The organism is Gluconobacter sp. P5B12 (assembly GCF_018812035.1).
GTDB lineage: Bacteria > Pseudomonadota > Alphaproteobacteria > Acetobacterales > Acetobacteraceae > Gluconobacter.
The window spans coordinates 1-21,788 of the sequence record NZ_JACRVV010000012.1 but is presented as its reverse complement, the minus strand read 5'-3'; the positions used below and the strand labels follow the sequence as shown (position 1 = coordinate 21,788).

The 21,788-nt window shown below is 57.1% G+C and carries 23 protein-coding genes, 1 pseudogene and 1 riboswitch; of the genes and pseudogenes, 9 read left to right on the top strand and 15 right to left on the bottom strand.

What is annotated here, in order from left to right:
• Nucleotides 1-25 precede the first annotated feature (25 nt).
• Nucleotides 26-424 (top strand): YggT family protein, encoded by a 399-nt coding sequence (locus KP702_RS15100; protein WP_235271739.1) that lies wholly within the window; start codon nt 26-28, stop codon nt 422-424.
• Between the two features lie 3 nt (nt 425-427).
• Here the strand turns inward: KP702_RS15100 and KP702_RS15095 are convergent, their stop codons facing one another.
• From KP702_RS15095 to KP702_RS15085, 3 genes are all read right to left on the bottom strand, one after another.
• The gene (locus KP702_RS15095; RefSeq protein ID WP_215769317.1) at nt 428-640 is read right to left on the bottom strand and encodes a hypothetical protein; all 213 of its coding nucleotides are present in this window, start codon (nt 638-640) and stop codon (nt 428-430) included.
• A gap of 98 nt (nt 641-738) precedes the next feature.
• Nucleotides 739-2,202, bottom strand: a complete 1,464-nt coding sequence (gene tldD / locus KP702_RS15090; protein WP_215769316.1) for a metalloprotease TldD — start codon at nt 2,200-2,202, stop codon at nt 739-741.
• A gap of 76 nt (nt 2,203-2,278) precedes the next feature.
• Nucleotides 2,279-3,442 (bottom strand): aminotransferase, encoded by a 1,164-nt coding sequence (locus KP702_RS15085; protein ID WP_215769315.1) that lies wholly within the window; start codon nt 3,440-3,442, stop codon nt 2,279-2,281.
• A 530-nt stretch (nt 3,443-3,972) separates the two neighbouring features.
• Between KP702_RS15085 and glnA the strand changes: the two genes are divergently transcribed.
• The 3 genes from glnA (at nt 3,973) to KP702_RS15070 (ending at nt 7,091) form a co-directional block, all read left to right on the top strand.
• Nucleotides 3,973-5,355: a type I glutamate--ammonia ligase gene (glnA, locus tag KP702_RS15080; RefSeq protein WP_064275530.1), complete on the top strand. Its 1,383-nt coding sequence runs from the start codon at nt 3,973-3,975 to the stop codon at nt 5,353-5,355.
• A gap of 84 nt (nt 5,356-5,439) precedes the next feature.
• On the top strand, nt 5,440-6,069 hold the full coding sequence (locus KP702_RS15075; RefSeq protein ID WP_064275503.1) for a trimeric intracellular cation channel family protein: 630 nt from the start codon (nt 5,440-5,442) through the stop codon (nt 6,067-6,069).
• A 29-nt stretch (nt 6,070-6,098) separates the two neighbouring features.
• Complete coding sequence (locus tag KP702_RS15070) at nt 6,099-7,091, top strand: MBL fold metallo-hydrolase (protein WP_202206840.1); 993 nt, start codon at nt 6,099-6,101, stop codon at nt 7,089-7,091.
• A 21-nt stretch (nt 7,092-7,112) separates the two neighbouring features.
• On the opposite strand, the gene KP702_RS15065 is transcribed toward KP702_RS15070, so the two are convergent.
• Nucleotides 7,113-7,325, bottom strand: a complete 213-nt coding sequence (locus KP702_RS15065; RefSeq protein ID WP_046900368.1) for a heavy-metal-associated domain-containing protein — start codon at nt 7,323-7,325, stop codon at nt 7,113-7,115.
• Between the two features lie 84 nt (nt 7,326-7,409).
• Nucleotides 7,410-7,721 carry a putative quinol monooxygenase gene (locus tag KP702_RS15060; RefSeq protein ID WP_373687866.1) on the bottom strand — a complete coding sequence of 104 codons (312 nt, stop codon included), beginning with the start codon at nt 7,719-7,721 and terminating at the stop codon, nt 7,410-7,412.
• Nucleotides 7,722-7,878: 157 nt separating this feature from the next.
• Here KP702_RS15060 and KP702_RS15055 point away from each other — a divergent pair, with 157 nt between their 5' ends.
• On the top strand, nt 7,879-8,334 hold the full coding sequence (locus KP702_RS15055; RefSeq protein ID WP_215769313.1) for a YbaK/EbsC family protein: 456 nt from the start codon (nt 7,879-7,881) through the stop codon (nt 8,332-8,334).
• A gap of 63 nt (nt 8,335-8,397) precedes the next feature.
• On the opposite strand, the gene gcvP is transcribed toward KP702_RS15055, so the two are convergent.
• The 3 genes from gcvP to gcvT all read right to left on the bottom strand — a co-directional run bounded on the left by gcvP (nt 8,398) and on the right by gcvT (nt 12,822).
• Nucleotides 8,398-11,235, bottom strand: coding sequence for an aminomethyl-transferring glycine dehydrogenase (gene gcvP, locus KP702_RS15050; RefSeq protein ID WP_202206843.1), 2,838 nt, complete (start codon nt 11,233-11,235; stop codon nt 8,398-8,400).
• A 76-nt stretch (nt 11,236-11,311) separates the two neighbouring features.
• Nucleotides 11,312-11,671, bottom strand: coding sequence for a glycine cleavage system protein GcvH (gene gcvH, locus KP702_RS15045; protein ID WP_048842819.1), 360 nt, complete (start codon nt 11,669-11,671; stop codon nt 11,312-11,314).
• Between the two features lie 17 nt (nt 11,672-11,688).
• On the bottom strand, nt 11,689-12,822 hold the full coding sequence (gcvT, locus tag KP702_RS15040; RefSeq protein ID WP_202206844.1) for a glycine cleavage system aminomethyltransferase GcvT: 1,134 nt from the start codon (nt 12,820-12,822) through the stop codon (nt 11,689-11,691).
• A gap of 138 nt (nt 12,823-12,960) precedes the next feature.
• A riboswitch (glycine riboswitch) is annotated at nt 12,961-13,051 on the bottom strand.
• 98 nt (nt 13,052-13,149) lie between these two features.
• Between gcvT and KP702_RS15035 the strand changes: the two genes are divergently transcribed.
• The 3 genes from KP702_RS15035 (at nt 13,150) to KP702_RS15025 (ending at nt 14,292) form a co-directional block, all read left to right on the top strand.
• Nucleotides 13,150-13,452, top strand: a complete 303-nt coding sequence (locus tag KP702_RS15035) for a putative quinol monooxygenase (protein ID WP_086634734.1) — start codon at nt 13,150-13,152, stop codon at nt 13,450-13,452.
• Between the two features lies 1 nt (nt 13,453).
• A complete protein-coding gene (locus tag KP702_RS15030; RefSeq protein ID WP_202206845.1) occupies nt 13,454-13,723 on the top strand; it encodes a DUF333 domain-containing protein in 270 nt (89 codons plus the stop codon).
• A 131-nt stretch (nt 13,724-13,854) separates the two neighbouring features.
• Nucleotides 13,855-14,292: a MarR family winged helix-turn-helix transcriptional regulator gene (locus KP702_RS15025; RefSeq protein ID WP_202206846.1), complete on the top strand. Its 438-nt coding sequence runs from the start codon at nt 13,855-13,857 to the stop codon at nt 14,290-14,292.
• Between the two features lie 35 nt (nt 14,293-14,327).
• Here the strand turns inward: KP702_RS15025 and speE are convergent, their stop codons facing one another.
• The 6 genes from speE to miaA all read right to left on the bottom strand — a co-directional run bounded on the left by speE (nt 14,328) and on the right by miaA (nt 20,556).
• The gene (speE, locus tag KP702_RS15020; protein WP_046900377.1) at nt 14,328-15,200 is read right to left on the bottom strand and encodes a polyamine aminopropyltransferase; all 873 of its coding nucleotides are present in this window, start codon (nt 15,198-15,200) and stop codon (nt 14,328-14,330) included.
• A gap of 72 nt (nt 15,201-15,272) precedes the next feature.
• Nucleotides 15,273-15,752 (bottom strand): adenosylmethionine decarboxylase, encoded by a 480-nt coding sequence (speD, locus tag KP702_RS15015; protein WP_046900378.1) that lies wholly within the window; start codon nt 15,750-15,752, stop codon nt 15,273-15,275.
• 444 nt (nt 15,753-16,196) lie between these two features.
• On the bottom strand, nt 16,197-17,216 hold the full coding sequence (gene ilvC / locus KP702_RS15010) for a ketol-acid reductoisomerase (RefSeq protein WP_046900379.1): 1,020 nt from the start codon (nt 17,214-17,216) through the stop codon (nt 16,197-16,199).
• Nucleotides 17,216-17,743, bottom strand: coding sequence for an acetolactate synthase small subunit (gene ilvN, locus KP702_RS15005; protein ID WP_064275493.1), 528 nt, complete (start codon nt 17,741-17,743; stop codon nt 17,216-17,218). The genes ilvC and ilvN overlap by 1 nt, the downstream gene beginning before the upstream one ends.
• A complete protein-coding gene (gene ilvB / locus KP702_RS15000) occupies nt 17,743-19,539 on the bottom strand; it encodes a biosynthetic-type acetolactate synthase large subunit (RefSeq protein ID WP_202206847.1) in 1,797 nt (598 codons plus the stop codon). The genes ilvN and ilvB overlap by 1 nt, the downstream gene beginning before the upstream one ends.
• Before the next feature lie 9 nt (nt 19,540-19,548).
• Entirely contained in the window at nt 19,549-20,556 is a 1,008-nt protein-coding gene (miaA, locus tag KP702_RS14995; protein ID WP_202206848.1) for a tRNA (adenosine(37)-N6)-dimethylallyltransferase MiaA, read from the bottom strand.
• A 42-nt stretch (nt 20,557-20,598) separates the two neighbouring features.
• Here miaA and serB point away from each other — a divergent pair, with 42 nt between their 5' ends.
• Entirely contained in the window at nt 20,599-21,492 is an 894-nt protein-coding gene (serB, locus tag KP702_RS14990) for a phosphoserine phosphatase SerB (RefSeq protein WP_202206849.1), read from the top strand.
• Between the two features lie 29 nt (nt 21,493-21,521).
• Here the strand turns inward: serB and KP702_RS14985 are convergent.
• Nucleotides 21,522-21,788, bottom strand: a pseudogene (locus tag KP702_RS14985) (hypothetical protein); the annotation flags it as partial.

Genomic DNA, 21,788 nt, shown 5'->3' with positions numbered 1-21,788 from the left:
GCCCGGTTTCTGTCAAGCAATCCAGATGAGGTTGTCCTGTCTCGCCGAGGCAGATACAAAACCTGTTCCTGGCTGGCCGCTTACCCGGTCTTCCGCGTTTTCCGACGAGGTTTTCAGCATGCTTGCCCTGCACGCCATTATCCTGATGATCATTCAGGCATTCGTATGGGCTCTTCTGGCTTACTGTATCCTGTCCATGCTGCTGGGCTTTGGCGTGCTGGATATTCGTAACCGGTTTTTCTATTCGCTCTTCAACACCCTCGCGCGCGTCGTCGAGCCTATTCTGGCCCCTATTCGAAATATCCTTCCCAGCACAGGCGGCATGGATTTCGCGCCGATGGTCCTGCTACTGGCAATCCAGTTTCTGGTCTATCCCCTCGTCAACCGTGTGTTCGCCATGCTGATTTACCACCCGGCTTTCTAAGACTTACCGGACTGCACGCCACACTTCCTCCAACGCATCAGCCAAGTCATTGTGCGGCTCGCTCCACTGACCTGAGTGCGTCGGCGGTTGCATCCAGGCGCGCCACCCTTTTCCCGGCTCACGTTCAATGCGAATAGACCAGTCTTCAGGCAAGCGGCTCAGCACCCGCTCCATACGAACCTGACTGGTCAGTGGCTTGGCGTAATTATGCCCCATGGTGGAGCTCCTTTCACAACGTGAACTCCTGAGCTGCAATATCCGGAAATGAGTTACGGCTACTTTTAAGAGCCGGGAAGCCGGAGAGCTTTACCCTGTCAGGCTGTGCCACCTACCGTCAGGCCAGACAACTTCAACGTCGGTTGCCCCACTCCGACAGGAACGCCCTGACCAGCTTTGCCGCATGTCCCAATTCCTGGATCAAGCGCCACATCTGACCCGATCATCGAAATCTGGTTCATGGCATCTGCACCATTTCCAATGAGCGTCGCCCCCTTCACCGGGCGCGTCACTTTTCCATCTTCAATCAAATAAGCTTCAGACGCGGCAAAAACGAACTTCCCGGACGTAATATCAACCTGACCACCGCCAAAGTTGACGGCATACAGTCCACGCTTTGTAGAGCGGATCATCTCGTCGGTCGTCGCTGTTCCTTCAAGCATCACCGTATTTGTCATACGTGGCATAGGAGCATGAGCGTAAGATTCCCGACGGCCATTTCCCGTAGAAGACACACCCATCAGACGGGCATTCAGGCGATCCTGCAAATAGCCCGTCAGAATACCGTCTTCGATCAGAACAGTCCGTCCTGTTGGAGTCCCTTCATCGTCGATGCTCAAAGATCCCCGACGCTCCGGCAGTGTGCCATCATCAATAACCGTCACCCCAGGAGCAGCCACCCGCTTCCCAACCATGCCGGTGAAGGAGGATGTTCCCTTCCGGTTGAAGTCCCCCTCCAGACCATGGCCAACAGCTTCATGAAGCAGAATACCTGGCCATCCTGGCCCAAGCACCACATCCATTTCTCCTGCAGGTGCCGGCGCTGCATCGAGGTTCAGCAGAGCCTGCCTCAGAGCTTCATCAACTGCGGCTTTCCATGTTGCGCCATCCAGAAGACGATCCAGTTCATACCGTCCCCCCTGTCCATGACTGCCACTCTCGCGACGACCGTCCTTTTCAACCACGACCGATACATTCAGACGGACCAGCGGACGAAGATCCGCAACGCGATCTCCAGCATCCGCGCGACGCATGATCTGCACGGCCTGCCACTCGGAACTCAGACTGGCACTGACCTGAACAACGCGGGTATCCACACCACGGGCATAGGCATCTATTTCGCCCAGAACTGCCGCACGCGCTGCAAAGTCAGTTCCCTCCAGCGGTCGGGAGTCAGAATAGAGCCGCTGATTGGTTGATCGCGGGCCCTGCGCCATCACGCCACTTCGTCCCTGTCGCACGGCGCCGACCGTGCTAACAGCACGTGCCAGAGCGTCTTCACTCATTTCATCAGAATGGGCGAAAGCCGTTTCCGTTCCCAGAACCGCGCGCAGACCAAAGCCTGAAGAGGTTGTGAAACTCGCGGATCGGATTGTCCCGTCATCCAGAGAGATCCCCTCATTTTCGCGGTATTCGAGAAACAGTTCTCCATCATCTACCCCGGCCAATCCCTGTGCAACCAGCGCTTCAGCCCCCTCCCGCGTCAGTCGGGAACCGGGGCGGTCAAAAAACAGGGCATCAGTTGTGGCAAGGGCTCCCAGCGCGTCTGCGGCAATGGACATCGGGGTAATCTCCTGGCTGAGAGGATGGTGAAGAACTAGAAATGGGTCATAGCACGCGAATTGAAAGAGGCCGCCTTCAGGTGAGTGCTTTTTCGAGGCGACGCAGGGCTTCCTGAAGAATTTCCGGCTTCTTGCAGAATGCAAAGCGGATCATGTTGCGTGGCGGTTCAACGCCCTCCGGATCATAAAAGGCAGAGACCGGAATTGTTGCCACGCCTGCGTGCTCAACCAGCCATTCGGCAAATTCCACATCCGTTCGTCCCTGAGCATGACGTGACGTATCCGCCACGACAAAATAACTTCCATCTGCGGGAAGTGTTTCAAAACCGAGGCGATGCAGTCCTTCAACAAGAATATCTCGGCGCAATTCCAGGTCAGCGGACAAACTTTTGTAGTAGCTGTCGTCCTTATTCAGACCATGCGCCACAGCGCGCTGAAGATTAGGAGCCGTGGCAAACACCAGCACCTGATGAGCCTTGGCAACCACAGACGCCAGAGCCGAAGGAGCCGTGACATACCCGACTTTCCAGCCCGTCAGAGAGAAGCTCTTGCCTGCGCTCCCAATGCGCATGCAGCGCTCCCGCATGTCAGGAAGCGTCATGAGGGGAATGTGTTTCACGTGAAACGTCAGGTGTTCGTAAACTTCGTCACAGATCACATATGCATCATGTTCCTTCACCAATCCTGCAATCAGCTCAAGTTCAGTCTGTGAAAAGACCTTGCCCGCAGGGTTCATCGGAGAGTTCAGGATCATGGCTTTCGTTTTGGGGCCAAAAGCTGCACGAAGCTCTTCTTCGGGAAGCTTCCAGTGTGGCGGCTGAAGACGGACGCACTTGGGAACTGCGCCGATCATCTTGAGCATGGGAAGATAGGTGTCATAGAGGGGTTCGATCAGAACCACTTCATCACCAGCTTCCACAACAGCCATCAGGCAGGCTGCCAGAGCTTCCGTTGCTCCGGACGTCACAACAACTTCTGTCGCCGGATCAATCTCAAGCCCATAAAAACGCTGGTTTGATTCAGCGACAGCCTGCCGCAGCTCCGGCAACCCCGTTAGCGGCGCATACTGGTTTCTATTATCCTTCAGCGCCTCAGCCGCGACGTTGATAATATCCGCCGGGCCTTCAGTGTCCGGAAAGCCCTGCCCCAGATTGATTGCATCATACTTGGCAGCAAGCTGAGACATAATCGTGAAAACGGTCGTGGGCAGCGAGGACAGATAGGTATTGGGCGTTTTCATGGACCAGCGCTTTTAAGACATGGAACGGAAGAGAGACTTCACCATTGCAGGACCCGCACGTCCTGAAAAGCCATTCCCTGCGCTTTGGTCCTCACCTCACGTTCTCAGTTGAACAAACGTCTTTTTTGGAATCAGTACCCGCACAGTAACTATGGAATTCCCGATCAATAAAATTTTCCCGATCGGACAACACCCCGGCAAGTCAGAGCTTCCCCATCCCTGATCGGCCAGAAAAACGCGTCCAATCAGGCCAAGTGCCATTTTGAGACACTTTCTTTCTTCAATTGATGATGAAATGAAGGTGTATGTCGTACTCGACAGATGGGAAATTGTCCCGTAATCGTTTTGAAGCCGTTCACACGATGCAAGGCGACAGATCGATGGCCAGAAAAGCCCCTACTTCCTCCACCGCCAAACCGAAAGCTGCAGCTCCACGCCGCGCTTCCGCCAAGGCTGCTTCCCCCAAGACAACCGCCGCAGTTGGCAAGCCACCAGCACCGAAGCCCGAGGCCGTTGCCCGCGTTTTCGAGATGATCCAGGAACATGCGGCTGAGTTCGTCGATCTGCGTTTCACCGATCCCAAGGGCAAGTGGCACCACACGACCCAGACGGTCTCCACCATTGAAGACGACACGTTCGTTGAAGGCTTCATGTTCGATGGCTCGTCCATCCAGGGCTGGAAAGCGATCAACGAGTCCGACATGGTTCTGCTGCCAGATCCGGAAACGGCCGTCATGGACCCGTTCTCCGCAAAGCCGCAGCTGATCCTGTTCTGTGACATTATTGATCCCAAGACAGGCAATTTCTACAATCGTGATCCCCGCTCCACAGCCAAGCTTGCAGAAGCCTATCTGAAGGAAGCCGGCTTCGGCGATACCGCTTTCTTCGGCCCGGAAGCTGAGTTCTTCATCTTCGACAACGTCCAGTTCGGCACTGGTCCGAACTTCGGCACGTACCAGCTCGACAGCATCGAAGGCCCAGGCGCCTCTCTGAAGGCCTACCCGGAAGGCAACATGGGCCATCGCCCTGTCGTCAAGGGTGGTTACTTCCCGGTCCCGCCAGTGGACAGCGAGCATGACCTCCGCGCCGAAATGCTCTCCACGATGGGCGAAATGGGTCTTCCGATCGAGAAGCACCATCACGAAGTTGCACAGTCCCAGCACGAGCTTGGCACGAAGTTCGACACGCTCGTGAAATCTGCTGACTTCATGCAGATCTACAAGTACTGCGTGCACAACGTCGCCCACTCCTACGGCAAAACGGCCACGTTCATGCCGAAGCCGATCTCGGGCGACAACGGTTCCGGCATGCACGTTCACCAGTCCATCTGGAAAGACGGCAAGCCAACCTTCGCTGGCGACAAGTATGCGGACCTGTCCGAAGACGCACTGTTCTACATTGGCGGCATCATCAAGCACGCCAAGGCTCTGAACGCGTTCACGAACCCGTCTACCAACTCCTACAAGCGCCTGATCCCAGGCTTTGAAGCGCCCGTCCTGCTGGCTTACTCCGCTGCCAACCGTTCAGCTTCGTGTCGTATCCCGCACGCCACGAACCCGAAGGCAAAGCGCGTTGAAGTCCGCTTCCCGGACCCGATGGCAAACCCATATCTCGCGTTTGCAGCCATGCTGATGGCCGGCCTTGATGGCATCCGCAACAAGATCCACCCTGGCGACGCCATGGACAAGGATCTGTATGAGCTGCCGAAGGAAGAGCTTGCTCAGATCCCGACGGTCTGCGGTTCGCTCCGTGAAGCCCTTGAAGCCCTCAAGGAAGATCACGCATTCCTTCTCGAAGGCGGCGTTTTCACCAAGGACCAGATCGAGAGCTACATCGACATCAAGTGGCCTGAAGTCTACAAGTTCGAACACACACCCCACCCGGTCGAGTTCGAGATGTACTACTCGGTCTAATCCGAGCAGACTTCTGCAAAACGGAGAAGCCCGGCCTTTGCGCCGGGCTTTTTCGTACCCGCTTTCCCTGTTACGGCACCCGTCATGATGCATCCCGCTTTCGAGGCTTTCTCAACTTCTGTCCTGCCCATTCTGGATATTGCCGGAACGGCCGTCTTCGCCGTTTCAGGAGCCCTCGCCGCAGCACGGGAACGCCTGACAATCCTGACCTTCATGTTCTTCGCCGCCATTACAGGTGTTGGCGGTGGAACCGTGCGCGATCTACTGATCGGTGCACCTGTCTCATGGATGCACAACTCCACTGGCATCACGGTCTGCATGGTCTGCGCCCTGCTCGTCTGGTTCACGCCAGGTCGCCTCTGGTCCGAGCGCGCCGTAGACTGGTTCGACGGAATGGGGATTGCAGCTTATGGCGTATATGGCGCAGCCAAAGCCATTGCCTATGGCATCCCACCGGTTCCAGCCGCTCTGATGGGAATTGTCAGTGCCTGCATGGGAGGCATTTTTCGCGATGTTCTGGCTGGCGTCCCATCCATCATCATTCGTCCAGAACTGTATGTTACGGCCGTTGCCCTCTCATCGTGCAGCTATGTCCTCCTGACAAAAGCAGGGTGTGACACCACACTGGCAGCTGCCATCGCCATTTTCGCAGGGTTTGCCCTTCGCGCACTTGCTCTTCTCAAGGGACTGTCGCTGCCGCATTATCGAAAATAGCCCCTCCTCACGGAAAAGAACGTCCGCTCATGCGCATCGCCCCCGTCCTGAAGGGACTTCTAACCGCTCTCCCTCTGCTTCTTTGTGGCTCCATAGCGCAGGCCTCAGACTTTGATATCGTCGTACTGGGAGCCGCCGGGGGCCTGGATGACGGAACGTTAAGCGCCTACCTGATCCGGCCTGAAGGTTCTGATAAAGGCGTTCTCTGCGATGCGGGAACAGTTCTGCATGGCCTGAAAGACGCCGTAAAAGTGGGGGCGTTCAAAACCCTTTCCCTCAAGTCCGCAACACTGACTCCGGAAGGGGAAATTCTTCGCACGACCATTGCGGCCTATCTGATCAGCCATGCTCATCTGGATCATATTGCTGGTCTGGTCGCCATCTCCCCGGATGACACACCCAAACCGATCATGGCTCTCGCATCCGTCAATGCCATTCTCGCAGACCATATCTTCAACTGGCAGGTTTGGCCCAACATGGGCGACCAAGGCGTCAAACCCCGGCTCGGCACATACCGCTATGACGATCTAACACCCGAGAAGCCAACACTCATTCCCGGGACATCTTTGCAGGTTCAGGCCTATCCATTGAACCACGGTGGTGTGGAATCGACAGCATTTCTGCTCACAAACGGCCAAGACGCCCTGCTCTATCTCGGAGATACCGGGCCAGACGCCCCACAGCACTCAGATCACCTGCATCGTCTCTGGCAGGCTATCGCGCCTCTTGCGCGTCAGAAACATCTCCATGCCATCATGATAGAGTGCTCTTATGACAACTCGATTTCCGATAGCCACCTGTACGGACATCTGACGCCGCACTGGGTAGAGGCAGAACTGGAAGACCTTCAGCAGATCGCAGGCGTTTCGCTCAAAAATCTGCCCGTCGTAATTACGCACGTCAAACCGACACTCAGACGCCAGCAAGATCCCGTTCTGCGCATTCATGAAGAACTGGAAGCGGGCAATACAACAGGCGTCCACTTCATTATGGCAGCTCAGAGCCTGCACCTCAGGCTCTGACCGCCAAAGGCAATCTCTCAGTCAGCCAACGACGTCAAAGCCAACGTCTTCCACTGTCTCTTTCAGCGCTGCCGTAGAAACCTTGGCATCGTCATACTGAATGACAGCCTGTGCTGGCTCCAGGGTCACATCCGCAGCAGAAACGCCAGGAACAGCTTCAAGGGCTTTCTGGAGCTTGCCTGAACACCCTGTGCAGGACATGCCTTCGACCTGAAATGTTACGGTTGCTGTCATGGGTGTCTCTCCTTCGTGCATGGTTTGCCGCCCCAACAGCGACACACCAGAAGAGACATATTCCCGCTGGAATTGAAACAGCTTTCAGATCGCGTCACTGATTTCATCAAGCGGCGTCACCTTCATCAACTGCACCGAAGCGTCCAGACGATCCAGCAACGCGGCAAGAGACCGGAAATGCGGCGTCTCCAAATGCTGCTCGAAAGCCTCAGTCGAAGCCCAGCGCTCCTCCGCCGTGAAGCGTCCTGCATGGTCCTGATCGCGGCTGATTACGTAGCGCTGGCAGCCTTCTTCCACACGGGATGCAACAATGCAGCGTACCAGTTCCAGCTCCAGTTCTCGTGCCTGGTCAGACGATACAGTTAGAATGGCGACAACACAGGCAGCATGACTCACGATGTTTTCCTCACAAAAAAAGATACAGGAGCTGGTTCCCATCGGTAAACTGATGGCCCTCGCCCCTGTGCGCTGTCATTTCTACAAGATACGTTTTCTGAAATCTCCCCATGTTTCACATGAAACATCTTCCTGAAGTTTCCGGAGGCACCTATTCATGAGTCTTGAAAGCGTAAGGACTGATCTCGCCCAGCGCGCGCCTGATCTCTCCATCATCGTGACGGAGCGTTCCACGGCTACCGTTGAAGAGGCTGCTGCCACACACAATGTCGAACCCGACCAGATTGCCAAAACACTCGGCGTGAAGGTCGGGTCAGGGCCACAGGCTAAAATTGCCCTGATTGTCATGGCAGGAACCAAACGTCTGGATAATCGTCTGACAAAAGACGCTCTGGGAGGGCGCCCCCGCTTCCTTAACGGAGACGAGGTGCTGGCACTTACAAGCCATCAGCCCGGCGGCGTTTGCCCCTTTGGACTATCAGAGCCACTTCCCGTTTATTGCGATGAGTCTCTTCGCGCATTTAAGGCAGGTGCCACCAATGCCTCCGTCATGCTCACCCCGGCGCGTCTGGCAGAACTGACGTCTGCACAGTGGGTCACCGTCACATCCTGATGGACGATAACAAAAGGCGCCCCTTTTGAGGGCGCTTTTTTTTACTCACAAAACAGATTAATATTACGCGTCTGCGTAAGTCGAAATATCCGGGCACGAACACACCAGATTCCGGTCGCCCCACGCGTTATCCAGCCGTCCGACAGGCGACCAGTACTTGGACGTGTTAACCCCACCCGGGAAACAGCCCTTCTCCCGCGCATAGGGGCGACCCCACTCACCGGCCAAATCAGCCGTCGTGTGAGGCGCAAACCGTAGCGGACTATTCTCTACGGCAACTGCCCCCGCTTCCACATCTGCAATTTCTGCCCGAATGGCGATCATCGCATCGCAGAACCGATCCAGCTCGACCTTCCCCTCAGATTCTGTCGGCTCGATCATGAATGTCCCCGCCACCGGGAAACTGACCGTCGGGGCATGGAACCCATGGTCAATCAGACGCTTGGCAATATCGTCCACCGTCACACCAACTGCATCCTTGATTGGCCGCAGATCAACAATACACTCATGCGCCGTAAAGCCATTGCTGCCCCGATAAAGCACCGGGTAATGCGCTTCCAGACGCGCCGCGATGTAGTTCGCATTCAGAATGGCTATTTCCGTCGCCCGGCGCAGCCCGTCATCGCCCATCATCATGATGTACGCCGCAGAGATCGGCAGAATGGACGCTGACCCATAAGGCGCAGCAGAAACGGCAATTCCGTTCTGTCCCGGCAGATACGGCGCCAGATGGCTGCCCACACCAATCGGCCCCATGCCCGGTCCACCACCGCCATGCGGAATGCAGAACGTCTTGTGCAGATTGAAATGCGAAACATCAGCCCCGTACAGACCCGGCCGCGCCAGACCGACCTGCGCATTCAGGTTCGCACCATCCAGATAAACCTGCCCACCAGCCGCATGAACAAGATCACAGATCTCGACAATCCGCTCCTCAAACACACCATGCGTGGACGGATAGGTAATCATGATGGCCGCCACACGGCCGTCATGCTGCGCAATTTTCGCCTTCAGATCCTCAACATCAACGTTGCCATTGCTGTCACAGGCCACAACAACAACACGCATCCCCACCATGTGGGCGGAAGCCGGGTTCGTTCCATGGGCGGACGCCGGAATCAGGCACACATCCCGATCCATATCTCCGCGCGCCTGATGATACCCACGGATCGCCAGAAGGCCCGCAAACTCACCCTGCGCACCAGAATTTGGCTGAAGCGACACAGCATCGTAGCCGGAAATCGCACACAGCGTCCGCTCCAGATACGCAAACAGTTCCGCATACCCAGCCTGCTGATCCTTCGGCGCAAACGGATGAATCCGCCCAAATTCAGGCCAGGTGATGGGAATCATTTCCGCCGTCGCATTGAGCTTCATCGTGCAGGAACCCAGCGGAATCATCGTCCGGTCCAGCGCAAGGTCCTTGTCAGACAGAGACCGCATATACCGCAGCAGATCCGTCTCCGAACGATGAACATGGAACACCGGATGCGTCAGCAAAGCCGCCTGACGGGACAGCGCCTGAGGCAGACCTTCTTCAACAGAAAGCTCGCGCTCCAGAACCGCAACACGCGCCTCATCTGCCCCGAAGCACTGCCACAGCGCCCGAACGGTCGCCGGCGTTGTCGTCTCATCACAAGACAGACCAATTCGTCCTACGCCCGCATCACGCAGATTGATCCCGGCGTCTAAAGCCTTAGCAATGATGCCCTGCGCTTCGGAGCCAACCTGAACCGTGAGCGTGTCAAAGAACGTTTCCGTCTCAACCGTCACACCCAGAGCCTTCAGCCCCGCAGCCAGAATAGCCGCCAGACGATGCGTACGCCCCGCAATCGCCTTCAGCCCTTCCGGTCCATGATACACCGCATACATGGACGCAATGACGGCCAGCAGAACCTGCGCCGTGCAGATGTTGGACGTCGCCTTCTCGCGGCGGATATGCTGCTCACGGGTCTGCAACGCCAACCGATACGCCGGGCGCCCGGCGCTATCACGGGACACACCGACCAGACGCCCCGGCATGTGCCGCTTGTAAGCATCCTTCGTCGCCATGAACCCGGCATGTGGGCCACCACCGCCCATCGGCACACCATAACGCTGCATGGACCCAATGGCGATGTCCGCGCCCAGAGCCCCCGGGCTTTCCAGCATCACAAGAGCCAGCGGATCACACGTTACGGCAACAATACCGCCCTGAGCATGAACAGCCTCAATCACACCGCGCGGGTCACGCACAGCGCCGGACGACCCCGGATAGGAGAGCAGCGCACCAAACACAGACGCCGCATCCAGATCCGTCGCCGGATCACCAACCACAATCTCCCAGCCCAGCGGCTCGGCCCGCGTCTTCAGAACAGCCAGCGTCTGCGGATGCGTATCAGCATCTACGAAGAACCGGTCGGACTTGGACTTGCAGACACGCTTGGCCAGCGCCATCGCCTCTGCACAGGCCGTGCCCTCATCCAGCAGGGACGCATTGGCAATATCGAGCCCCGTCAAATCAGCCACAAGCGTCTGGAAGTTCAGAAGCGCTTCAAGGCGTCCCTGACTGATTTCCGGCTGATAAGGCGTGTAAGCCGTATACCAGGCCGGATTTTCCAGAATATTGCGCTGAATCACAGGCGGCAGAACCGTGTCGTAATATCCCTGCCCGATCATGGACGTCAGAACGCGGTTCCGGGACGCAATCTCCCGCAGACGCGCCAGAGCCTGCTGCTCCGTCAGCGCCGCGCCAATCCCGTGGTCGCCGCGATCAAGAATGGCTTTTGGAACCGTCCGATCAATCAGATCCTCAAGGCTGGACGCCCCAATCGTCTGCAACATCTCCGCAATTTCAGAGGAGCGTGGGCCAATATGGCGGGAGCTGAAGTCTTCGGTCTGTTCAGGCCACAGGATCGTCACGGTATCGTTCTCTGGAAATCTTGATGGGCAGGGAAAGAAAAATGGGTCCGGCAAAAGCCAGACCCATCACAGAACGTCAGAGGCTCTTGTACTGCTCTGCCGTCAGAAGGGACGTCACGTCATCCGGGTTGGAAACCTTCATCTTGAAGATCCAGCCCTCACCTTCCGGGTCATTACCAACCAGCGTCGGCTCGTCGGACAGCTTCGTATTGAAGCCCGACAGCACACCGGCAACCGGAGCATAGATGTCAGACGCCGCCTTAACGGATTCCACAACCGCAGCAGCATCGCCAGCCGCTACGTCCGTACCCTCGTCCTTGGCTTCCACGAACACCAATTCGCCCAGCTCTTCAGAAGCATGAGCCGTGATGCCCACAGTTGCTTCTTCCCCGTCCAGACGGATCCATTCATGCGATTTGGTATAATAAGTCGTCATCGCTGCTTTTCCTTGGCTTAACGCTTGAAACCGGGCGCCACGAACGGCATCGCCCGAACATGAACCGGAACGAATTTTCCACGCAGTTCGGCAAACAGTGCCGTGTCATTCCCTGCGTAATCTGTTGCGACATATCCCATCGCCACCGGCGCCTGGACCGTCGGGCCAAACGCCCCTGACGTCACCAGACCGATCTCTTTCTGGCCTTCCGCATCCGCAAAAAGCTTCGCCCCCGCACGAACAGGCGCACGCCCCTCCGCCATCAGGCCAACACGCTTGCGGCTGACACTTTCACGAGCCTGACGCAGAACGATCTCCGCCCCCGGATAGCCTCCTTCACGAGAGCCCCCTTCGCGCCGGGCTTTCTGAATAGCCCAGGCCAGAGACGCTTCAATCGGCGTGGTCGTCGTATCGATATCATTGCCATACAGGCAAAGCCCCGCTTCCAGACGAAGCGAATCCCGGGCTCCAAGCCCAATGGGCAGAACCTGCGGCTGAGCCAGCAACGCCCGCGCAACAGTCTCCGCATCCGCGGCTGCACAGCCAATTTCGTAACCATCTTCCCCAGTATAACCCGAGCGCGACAGCGTCACCGGAACACCAGCAAGCTCCGTCTCGATCACGTCCATAAAGCGCATCTCTGCCGCTGCCGGGCAAAGAGGAGCCAGAGCGTCCTGAGCTTCAGGTCCCTGCAGCGCCATCAGCGCGCGATCAAACTGCCGCGTCACAATGCAACGGTCAGAAAGAGCCGCTTCAATCAGCGCCGCATCCTGCTCCTTGCAGGACGCATTCACCACGACGAACAGATCATCACCCATATTGGCGACCATCAGATCATCCAGAATGCCTGCAGCGTCATTCGTCAGAAATCCGTAACGCTGCCGCCCCTTCGCCAGCCCCGCATAGTCAGCCGGAATCAGGCTTTCGAGTGCGAGCGCAGCGTCCCGGACATCACCATTTCTGGCAGCAATCCGGATTTGCCCCATATGGGAGACGTCAAAAAGCCCAGCCTTGCTACGCGTGTGCAGATGCTCGGCCATCAGCCCGGCCGGATACTGAAGCGGCATCTCATAACCCGCGAATGGCACCATTTTAGCGCCAAGTTCCAGATTGAGAGCATGGAGAGGAGTACGCTGGAGAGAGTCGGTCATAGGGTAGGTCCGGCCCGGTCAGAACGTGAAGGTGCAGACGCGCCCGGAGTTTCCGGATAACGCCGCCCCTTCTGTCCTTTCGCCTGAGATCGCTATCCCGTCGGCGGGTACGTCAGGCGCACCTCTCTCCAGAATTTACCGACCAACTCGGTCCTTTGGCCTGAGAGTTTCCGGGGCGGTTGCTCCTTCGGCGCCAGCCATGAAGGCCAGTCTCTCCCGTATTGGTCGGACTCGATCCTGCCAGTTTCCTGATCTCTTCGCAATCGTTACGGTTAGTTCTGCGTTACGATTGCCGCATACCTTTGTAACCAGAACGGGAGAACTTTCATGGCTGGCGAACTGACTGTCATTGCAGAATTGTCCATCCCCCCAGAAAATCGGGAAAAATTCCTTGAAATGTGCGCTTATGACAGCAAGCATTCAAACGCGGACGAGCCCGACTGCCATAGCTTTGACGTGATGACATCCAACGAAGATCCGAATCTCATTGTGCTTGTCGAAACCTATCGCGATCAGGCTGCCTTTGATGTGCACCTCAAAACGCCGCACTTCCAGAAATTCGCAGAGGCTGTAAAAACCCTTGGCGCCAAGGAAAACAACGTCCGCTTCTTTACAAGGACGGCACCCTGATATGCGCTTCTCGCTCAAAAACAGCGTCTATGGCGCCACTCTTCTCCTATTGGCTGCATGCAGCGCGGAGCAACCGCAAAAGCCACATCTCATAGGTCTGGCAAACCCGGCCAGTGTCTCCTGCACAAAGCGGGGAGGAACTCTGGAAATTATCAGTCAGCCGGGAGGACAGATTGGGATGTGTCACCTTCCCTCCGGACAGACCTGTGAAGAATGGAGTCTGTATCGCGACCATCAGTGCAAGCCCCTACCACATACCTCTACGCCCTAAGCGGTTCCTCTCGTTTTCCTGATTTCCAAAGAGATCAGGAAAACCGCTTTACGATACGAACAGTCTTTTCAGATTAAATACATAACATGTTATGTATGTTATCCACATTATCCACCTGAAGGCAGTTCCTCATGCAAAATCAGGCCCCTTGCCTCTCCATAGGCTCGCTAACAAGTAAGACCGGGCGCCTTTTCACGCGCCTGATGGAACAGAAACTCAAACCTGCCGGTATGCGCGCAGGCCAAATCCCGGTCTTCCTGGCACTCGGAAAAGGTGAAGTCCTTACTCAAAAGGTGCTCGCCGAACTCGCAGGGATTGAACAGCCCGGCATGGCAACGCTTCTGGCACGCATGGAACGGGACGGCCTGATCGAACGCGAACCCGATCCGGACGACAAACGCGTCAGTCAGATCCGACTTTCAGCAGTCGGCCTCACTAAAAGCCAGCAGGTTATTCCGATTATGGAAGGGGCCAGCGAAGAAGCCTTCAAAGGCTTCACTCCGCTGGAAAGAGGTATTCTCATTACGCTTCTGGAACGCATGAGCAGCAGCCTCGAAAGCTGTCTTTAAGATCCCTCGCTCCTAAAAGAGCGAAGGATCAGGCCTTACTTCTCCGTCTTAGGAAGATGCTCGGCAATATACGGCGGCAGATTAAAAGAGCCGACGTGAATTTCAGGCGTCCAATAGCGTGTCGTGCCAAGAATCTTGGCTGCGTCTGCACGGCCGCGGATCTGCTCCAGCGTCTGCGTGTTCGGAGCCTGGCCTTTGGAAGCCATACCCAGCGTCATGAAACCGCCGACATAAGTCGGGACAGCGGCAACATAAGCTGAAACATGCGGGAAGAATTTCGCACGACGCAGGCTCGTCTCATACAGTTCATCAGACTGCATGAACGGGACACCACACTGGTTCACGATCAGACCTTCATCCGACAGGATACGTGCGCAGTTGCTGTAGAATTCGTCCGTAAACAGAACTTCACCCACGCCGATCGGATCCGTGCTGTCCACGATGATGACGTCAAAAGAGCCGTCAGCAGCCTTGGCAACATAGTCGATACCGTCACCAACAATCACTTCAGCGCGCGGGTCGTTCCAGGCATCGCCCGCAATGTTCGGCAGGTGCTGCTTGGACAGTTCGATCACAGCACCATCGATTTCCACCATGACGGCTTTTTCAACGGTCTTGTGCTCAAGAACGCGACGCAGAACGCCACCATCACCCGCACCAATGATCAGAACGCGCTTCGCACACGGATGGGCCAGCATCGGAACATGCGTCAGCATTTCCTGATAAACGAACTCATCGCGTTCCGTGATCTGGATAACGCCATCCAGAACCAGCACACGGCCATGGCTGGAGCTTTCAAAGACAACAATGTCCTGGAAATCAGATTTTACGCGCGCGAGCTCGCGCGTTACGAGAAAACGCTGTCCCCAGTCCGGGTACAGGGTCTCGTTGATCCATGTTTCAGCCATGGTCATCGGTTCCTTGTCGGGATTGAATAGCAGAGTAAAGACCAGCCGGCTCGGCTGGCCCCTATCCGAGAGTCAGGCCGCGCTAGCGTTCCTGTCCTGCACGCGTCCACGGCGTACGGCATCGACTTCGATGCGGCCAGCCTGGAACAGGCGCTGCATGACCGGAATCGAAAGATTCGGATCACAGGCGCCACACATGAACACATCTACCGCAGCGTAATTACGCTCTGGCCATGTGTGGATCGAGATGTGACTTTCCGCCAGAACCAGAACACCAGACACACCACCATTCGGCGTGAAGTGATGGAAATGGCTGTGCAGAATCGTTGCACCGGCTGCAATAGCACCCTCGCGCAGCGTCTCATCAATCCGTGCTGGATCATCAAGATTCCGGGCATCCCAGAAATCGATCAGCAGATGATTACCGGCATAGCGTTCGCCATCCCGTTCAATAAAGTAGTCTTTGCGCTCCTCTTCAACAGAGTGAGCAGCGCTGTTCTGGATATCTCTCGGGAGTTCCGATACCATCCCCAGTTGAGCAAGTGCGTTCATCACGTACCCCCAAACCAGTAGACAGCCTGTTGGGCGAAATCGCCCCCTTGGGCCAAGAAGCGCGGTAGTTAGAGCCCCCTTCCTGCGGATGCAAGGGTTTTCTGGCCTGATTCGCGAATATGTCACATTCCCTGAAAAAGCAGGGCCGACATTGCCGACCCATCCCCCGTAGCCGGTCGCCCTAAACAAGAACTATCTTTTGGGAATCAGGGGTAAAACCGCTCTCAGAACATCCAAAAAAGCGGCAGGCCTTTGGGATCACCCTTCACTTCAACGTCTTTTTGCCTCAGCAATGGACGCTGACCCTTGGCTAGAAATTCAGCGTCCTCTACTGCACAGCGCATAAAAAAACACGCACTCCAAGGCTGAAATATCTCAGCCTCGCAATGCGTGCTCTTCATACCCCCTAGCCGATAGCGACTAAGGGGATCTAATCCGTAAAGATCAGTTCTTGGCCTTGTCGACCAGCTTGCCCTTGGCAATCCACGGCATCATCGCACGCAGCTTCTCACCGGTCTTCTCGATCTGGTGAGCGTCATTGCGAGCGCGGATAGCCTTGAAGCCAACGCCACCAGACTGATTCTCAAGGATGAAGTTACGAACGAACGTCCCATCCTGAATGTCCGTCAGAACGCGCTTCATCTCAGCCTTCGTTTCCGGCGTGATGATGCGCGGACCCGTCACGTACTCACCATACTCCGCAGTGTTGGAGATGGAGTAGTTCATGTTGGAAATGCCGCCTTCGTAGATCAGATCCACGATCAGCTTCATTTCGTGCAGGCACTCGAAGTAAGCCATTTCCGGGGCATAGCCACCTTCAACCAGCGTCTCGAAACCAGCGCGGATCAGGTCAACGACACCACCACACAGAACAGCCTGCTCACCGAACAGATCGGTTTCGACTTCTTCCTTGAAGCTCGTCTCGATGATGCCTGCACGGCCGCCACCATTTGCGGAAGCGTAGGACAGAGCGATGTCCAGAGCCTTGCCAGAAGCATTCTGAGCCACAGCAACGAGGGACGGAACGCCACCGCCACGCTGGTATTCGGAACGCACCGTGTGGCCCGGGCCCTTCGGGGCGATCAGGAACACGTCCAGATCCGGACGGGCTTCAATGATGCGGAAGTGGATGGAAAGACCATGTGCGAATGCAAGAGCTGCACCCTGCTTCAGGTTCTTCTCAAGGCTGTCCTTGTACAGGGCGCCCTGGCCTTCATCCGGCGTCAGAACCATGACCACATCGGCCCAGGCAGCAGCCTCGTCCGGGGACATGACCTTGAAACCAGCCTCTTCTGCCTTCTTGACGGCAGAGGACGTCGGACGCAGGCCAATGACAATGTCGGTCAGGCCGCTGTCACGCAGGTTGTTGGCATGAGCGTGACCCTGGCTGCCGTAGCCAATGATCGCGACTTTCTTGCTCTTGATCAGATTCAGATCGGCATCGCGATCGTAATACACCCGCATCAGACATGTTCCTCGTTAACGTGAAAGACAGAAGGGCCACGACCAATGGCCGCAATCCCCGTGCGCGAAACCTCAGCCAGGCCAAGGGGGCGCATCAACTCGATAAAAGCGTCGATCTTGGAGGGAGACCCCGTCAGTTCGAACACAAAACTGGTGGCCGTCGTATCAACCGGGCGCGCCCGGAAGGAATCTGCAATCCGCAGACCTTCCGTACGGTTTTCGCCGCGGGAGACGACTTTCACCAGAGCAAGCTCACGGCCCACATACGGGCCTTCTTCCGTCAGATCACAGACCGCATGAACCGGAATCAGACGCTTCAGCTGCGCCTTGATCTGCTCAATAACCTGCGGGGTGCCCGACGTCAGAACCGTAATGCGTGACAGGCTGCGCTCGGCATCCACCAGCGCAACCGTCAGGCTCTCAATGTTGTAGCCCCGGCCTGAAAACAGACCCACCACGCGGGCCAGTGCGCCACTCTCGTCCTCAATAAGAACCGAGATGACCGAATGTTGGATTGTCTCCGTCATCAGACCAGCATCATCCCTTCTTCGGTCAGACCTGCGGCTGCGGAATCCTGATCCGGGCCAAGCAGCATCTGGTTGTGGGCCGCACCCGATGGAATCATCGGGTAGCAGTTTTCATTTTCCGCCACGCAGATATCCGCGATGACAGGACCGTCATGCTCCAGCATCCGGCGGATGACATCGTCCAGCTCACCCACGCAGGTCGCACGCATCCCGGTTGCCTGGAACGCTTCTGCCAGCTTCACAAAATCTGGCAGCGCCTCGCTGTAAGACTGGGAATAGCGTGACCCATGCAGCAGTTCCTGCCACTGGCGCACCATGCCCATATACTGGTTGTTCAGGATGAAGATCTTCACTGGCAGACGATACTGCGCAATCGTCCCCAGTTCCTGAATGTTCATCAGGGTCGAGGCCTCACCCGCGATATCAATCACCAGCGCATCCGGATGCGCAACCTGCGCGCCCACAGCAGCTGGCAAACCGTAGCCCATCGTTCCCAGACCACCAGACGTTAGCCAGCGGTTCGGCTTGGCAAACTGGAAGTGCTGGGCCGCCCACATCTGATGCTGGCCGACCTCGGTGGACACAAACGTGTCACGCCCCGTTTCCATCGCCATTTCGTACAGGCGACGAACGGCATGCTGCGGACGGATCACCGCAGACGGCGTCATGTCCTGCGTGAAGCCGAAGCCATCCACGCTGCGCCAGGACGCAATCTGGTTCCACCATGTGCTCAGATCAGGTGCCAGCGTATCGTCCCATGCGTCCAGCAGCGCCTGAAGCGTATCGCGAACATCACCTTCCAGACGTACATCCACACGGATGATCTTGTTGATCTGGCTCGGATCAATATCCGCATGAACCTTGAACGAATTCGGCGAAAACGCGTCCACACGGCCCGTCACGCGATCATCAAAACGCGCACCCAGAGCGATCAGCAGATCACAGCCATGCGTGGCCATGTTCGCCTCAACAGACCCGTGCATGCCCAGCATACCGAGGAACTGCGGATCAGGAGACGGAAACGCTCCCAGCCCCATCAGCGTGGACGTCACCGGGAAACCCGTCTTGCGCGCCAGACGACGCAGCAGCTCAGACGCTTCGGGACCGGAGTTGATGATACCACCGCCCGTGTAGAACAGCGGGCGCTTGGCCGTCTTCATGGCCTCGACCGTGCGGGCAATCGCCTCTGCATCCGGCCCACCCTGATGGCGGAAACGCTTCAGCCGGGACATGGCAGGCGCCGTCAGCGGAGCCTGACCAACCGTGATGTCCTTGGGCAGATCAACCAGCACAGGCCCCGGACGACCGGAACGCGCCACCTCGAAAGCTTCACGCACAGTCTGGGCCAGAGCGCCCGGCGTCCGCACCAGATAGTTGTGCTTCGTGGCCGGGCGGGTAATGCCCGTTGTGTCCGCTTCCTGGAACGCATCATTGCCAATCAGCTTCGTCGGCACCTGACCGGTCAGGCAGACCAGCGGGATCGAATCCATCAGCGCATCGACAAGACCGGTCACGGCATTGGTTGCGCCAGGACCGGATGTCACCAGAACAACACCAACCTTGCCCGTCGAACGCGCATAGGCCTCAGCCGCATGAACGGCAGCCTGCTCATGACGGACAAGAATGTGGCGGATACGGTCCTGCTTGAAGAGCGCATCGTAGATTGGAAGGACAGCGCCCCCCGGATAGCCAAAGACTACCTCTACGCCCTGTTCATCGAGAACGCGCAGAAGCACCTCCGCGCCATTCAGCGCCTCGTTGCCTGTTGTTGCGTCTCTTTCAGCAGAAGCCGTCACCGTATCCTCCTAAGGGGTATGAGGCGCGGGATTTAGGACAGTTCTGTAGGATTCGTCAACTCGCTCAGATATAAAATTCTCAATTTTTTCGTGTTCTGTTTTCGATTCTTGCGCAAATGGGGTGTATCTACGAAACGAAACCATCGAATTACCCTCTGATCCCAAGGCATGATGCCGAAACCACGTCGCCTGTCGGCGCGTATATCGGCCTGTCGCCAGAACAGCAGCCTGTCGCGCAGCCTCGATCGTCACGTCACCCTGCAACACCGCAGCAAGCTCAGGAACCCCATGCGCGCGCATGGCTGGCAATACAGAATCCAGCCCCCGTGCAACAAGTTGACGCACTTCATCCAGCGCCCCAGCCTCAAGCATCTGGCCGAAGCGGGCATCAAGAGACGCCCGCAATTCCTCCCGTGGCGGATCAAGAAGAACGGAAACAAATCGGCAGGGAGCCGCTGGCAGACCGGGTTGAACCCGCCACCAGACAAGACCATGCCCCGTCCCACGCCAGACTTCCCATGCTCTGGAGATACGCTGCGTATCATTCGGGCGCAGCGTGGAGGCAGTTTCCGGATCTACCTCCAACAGCTTCTCATGCAGAGCTGCCGGGCCAATGTCCTGCGCCAGCGTTCGGGCTTCCTGTCGCGCGCTCTCCCCCGGGTCAGGCACTTCCACGAGACCATCTGTAAGAGCGCGGAGATACATGCCCGTACCTCCACACAGAATTGGCAGACGACCAGCCCTCCAGGCCGCGTCCATTTCGGTCAGAGCCTGCTCGCGCCACCAGGCCACACTTCCCGGCGTCGCCGCATCCAAAACACCATACAAACGGTGCGGAACAGCCGCCTCATCCGCTGCATCAGGGCGCGCTGTGAGAATATGAAGATCGCGGTAAACCTGCATGGAATCAGCATTAATCACTGTTCCATTGAAGGTCCGCGCAAGATCAAGAGCCAGAGCAGACTTGCCGGAGCACGTCGGGCCAGCCACAATGATTGCTGTCTTTGGGGCGTTCATTCCCCTGTTCCTGCCACACGCGCTGGATCGTTACGAGAGCTTATGTCCCTTCCTTCCGTTCTGACACTCATTGCCGACCGCAAGGCTGGCCCCCTCAAACCAGAAGCCATCGACGTCGCCCGCTCTCTGGTGAAAGGCAAAGCCCCTATCGTTCTGTCTGAAGGGGAAGCCGTCGATATTCCATGCCCTACGCCTGGGCCCGGCGCCGCAAGCGCCGCAACAATCCGCGCAACGCTGGCCCCCTATCAGGTCGACACACTGCTGCTGAAAACTCGTGGCCGTCGTAAAGCTGTTCTCGTCGCAGACATGGACAGCACCATCGTGACGGGAGAAACGCTGGATGAAATGGCCGCAGCTCTTGGTGTAGGCGAGCAGGTTGCGGCCATCACCCGAGCCTCCATGAATGGAGAGATCGACTTTGAAACGTCCATTGAACAACGCGTTGCTCTGCTCGCAGGAAAATCAGCGTCTGTTCTGGAAGACGTCTGGAAGACTGTAACCCTGACGGACGGCGCAAAAGAGCTCGTGCAGACCATGCGCAAGCACAACGCGCGCACGGCTCTGGTGTCAGGTGGCTTCACATGGTTCACACAACGTGTGGCAGAGCTGTGTGGCTTCGACGAAAACCACGGAAATATTCTTGATATCGTTGATGGCAAGATGACCGGAAAGCTCGGCGGCCCGGTTCTGGGGCCAGATGCAAAGCTGACTCACCTAGAAGCCCTGACAACTGAGCGGGGCGTTCAACTTCGTGCTGCGCTCACAACCGGTGACGGTGCGAACGATATTCCAATGCTGGCCAGCGCCGGGCTGGGTCTGGCCTTCCACGCAAAACCGAACGTGAAGAAGGTGATTGGTACGCAGATCAATTTTTCAGGTCTGCGCGCACATCTGTTCGCTCAGGGATACCGCGCCGCCGATTTCGTCACTGACTGACGAAAAGGCCGCGCCTTTATACTCCCGCCTCAATACCCCCAAGTATAAGGCGGGGCACCACCGTAGTAGGCTGGCGCTCCATAATATCCCTGCGGAACGGCATACCCGCCAGCAGGAACACCCCCCTGATACCCGCCAGGGTAGTATCCGCCGGGATAGGAATTGGCAGCGCCTTCGATCGCCATACCGGCTGCAACGCCAAGGGCAGCACCAACACCCCAGCCGCCCCAGCCCCAGCCGCCGCCCCAGCCCGGCGTACCCCAGCCGTAACCGAACCAACCCGGTCCGCCCCAGCC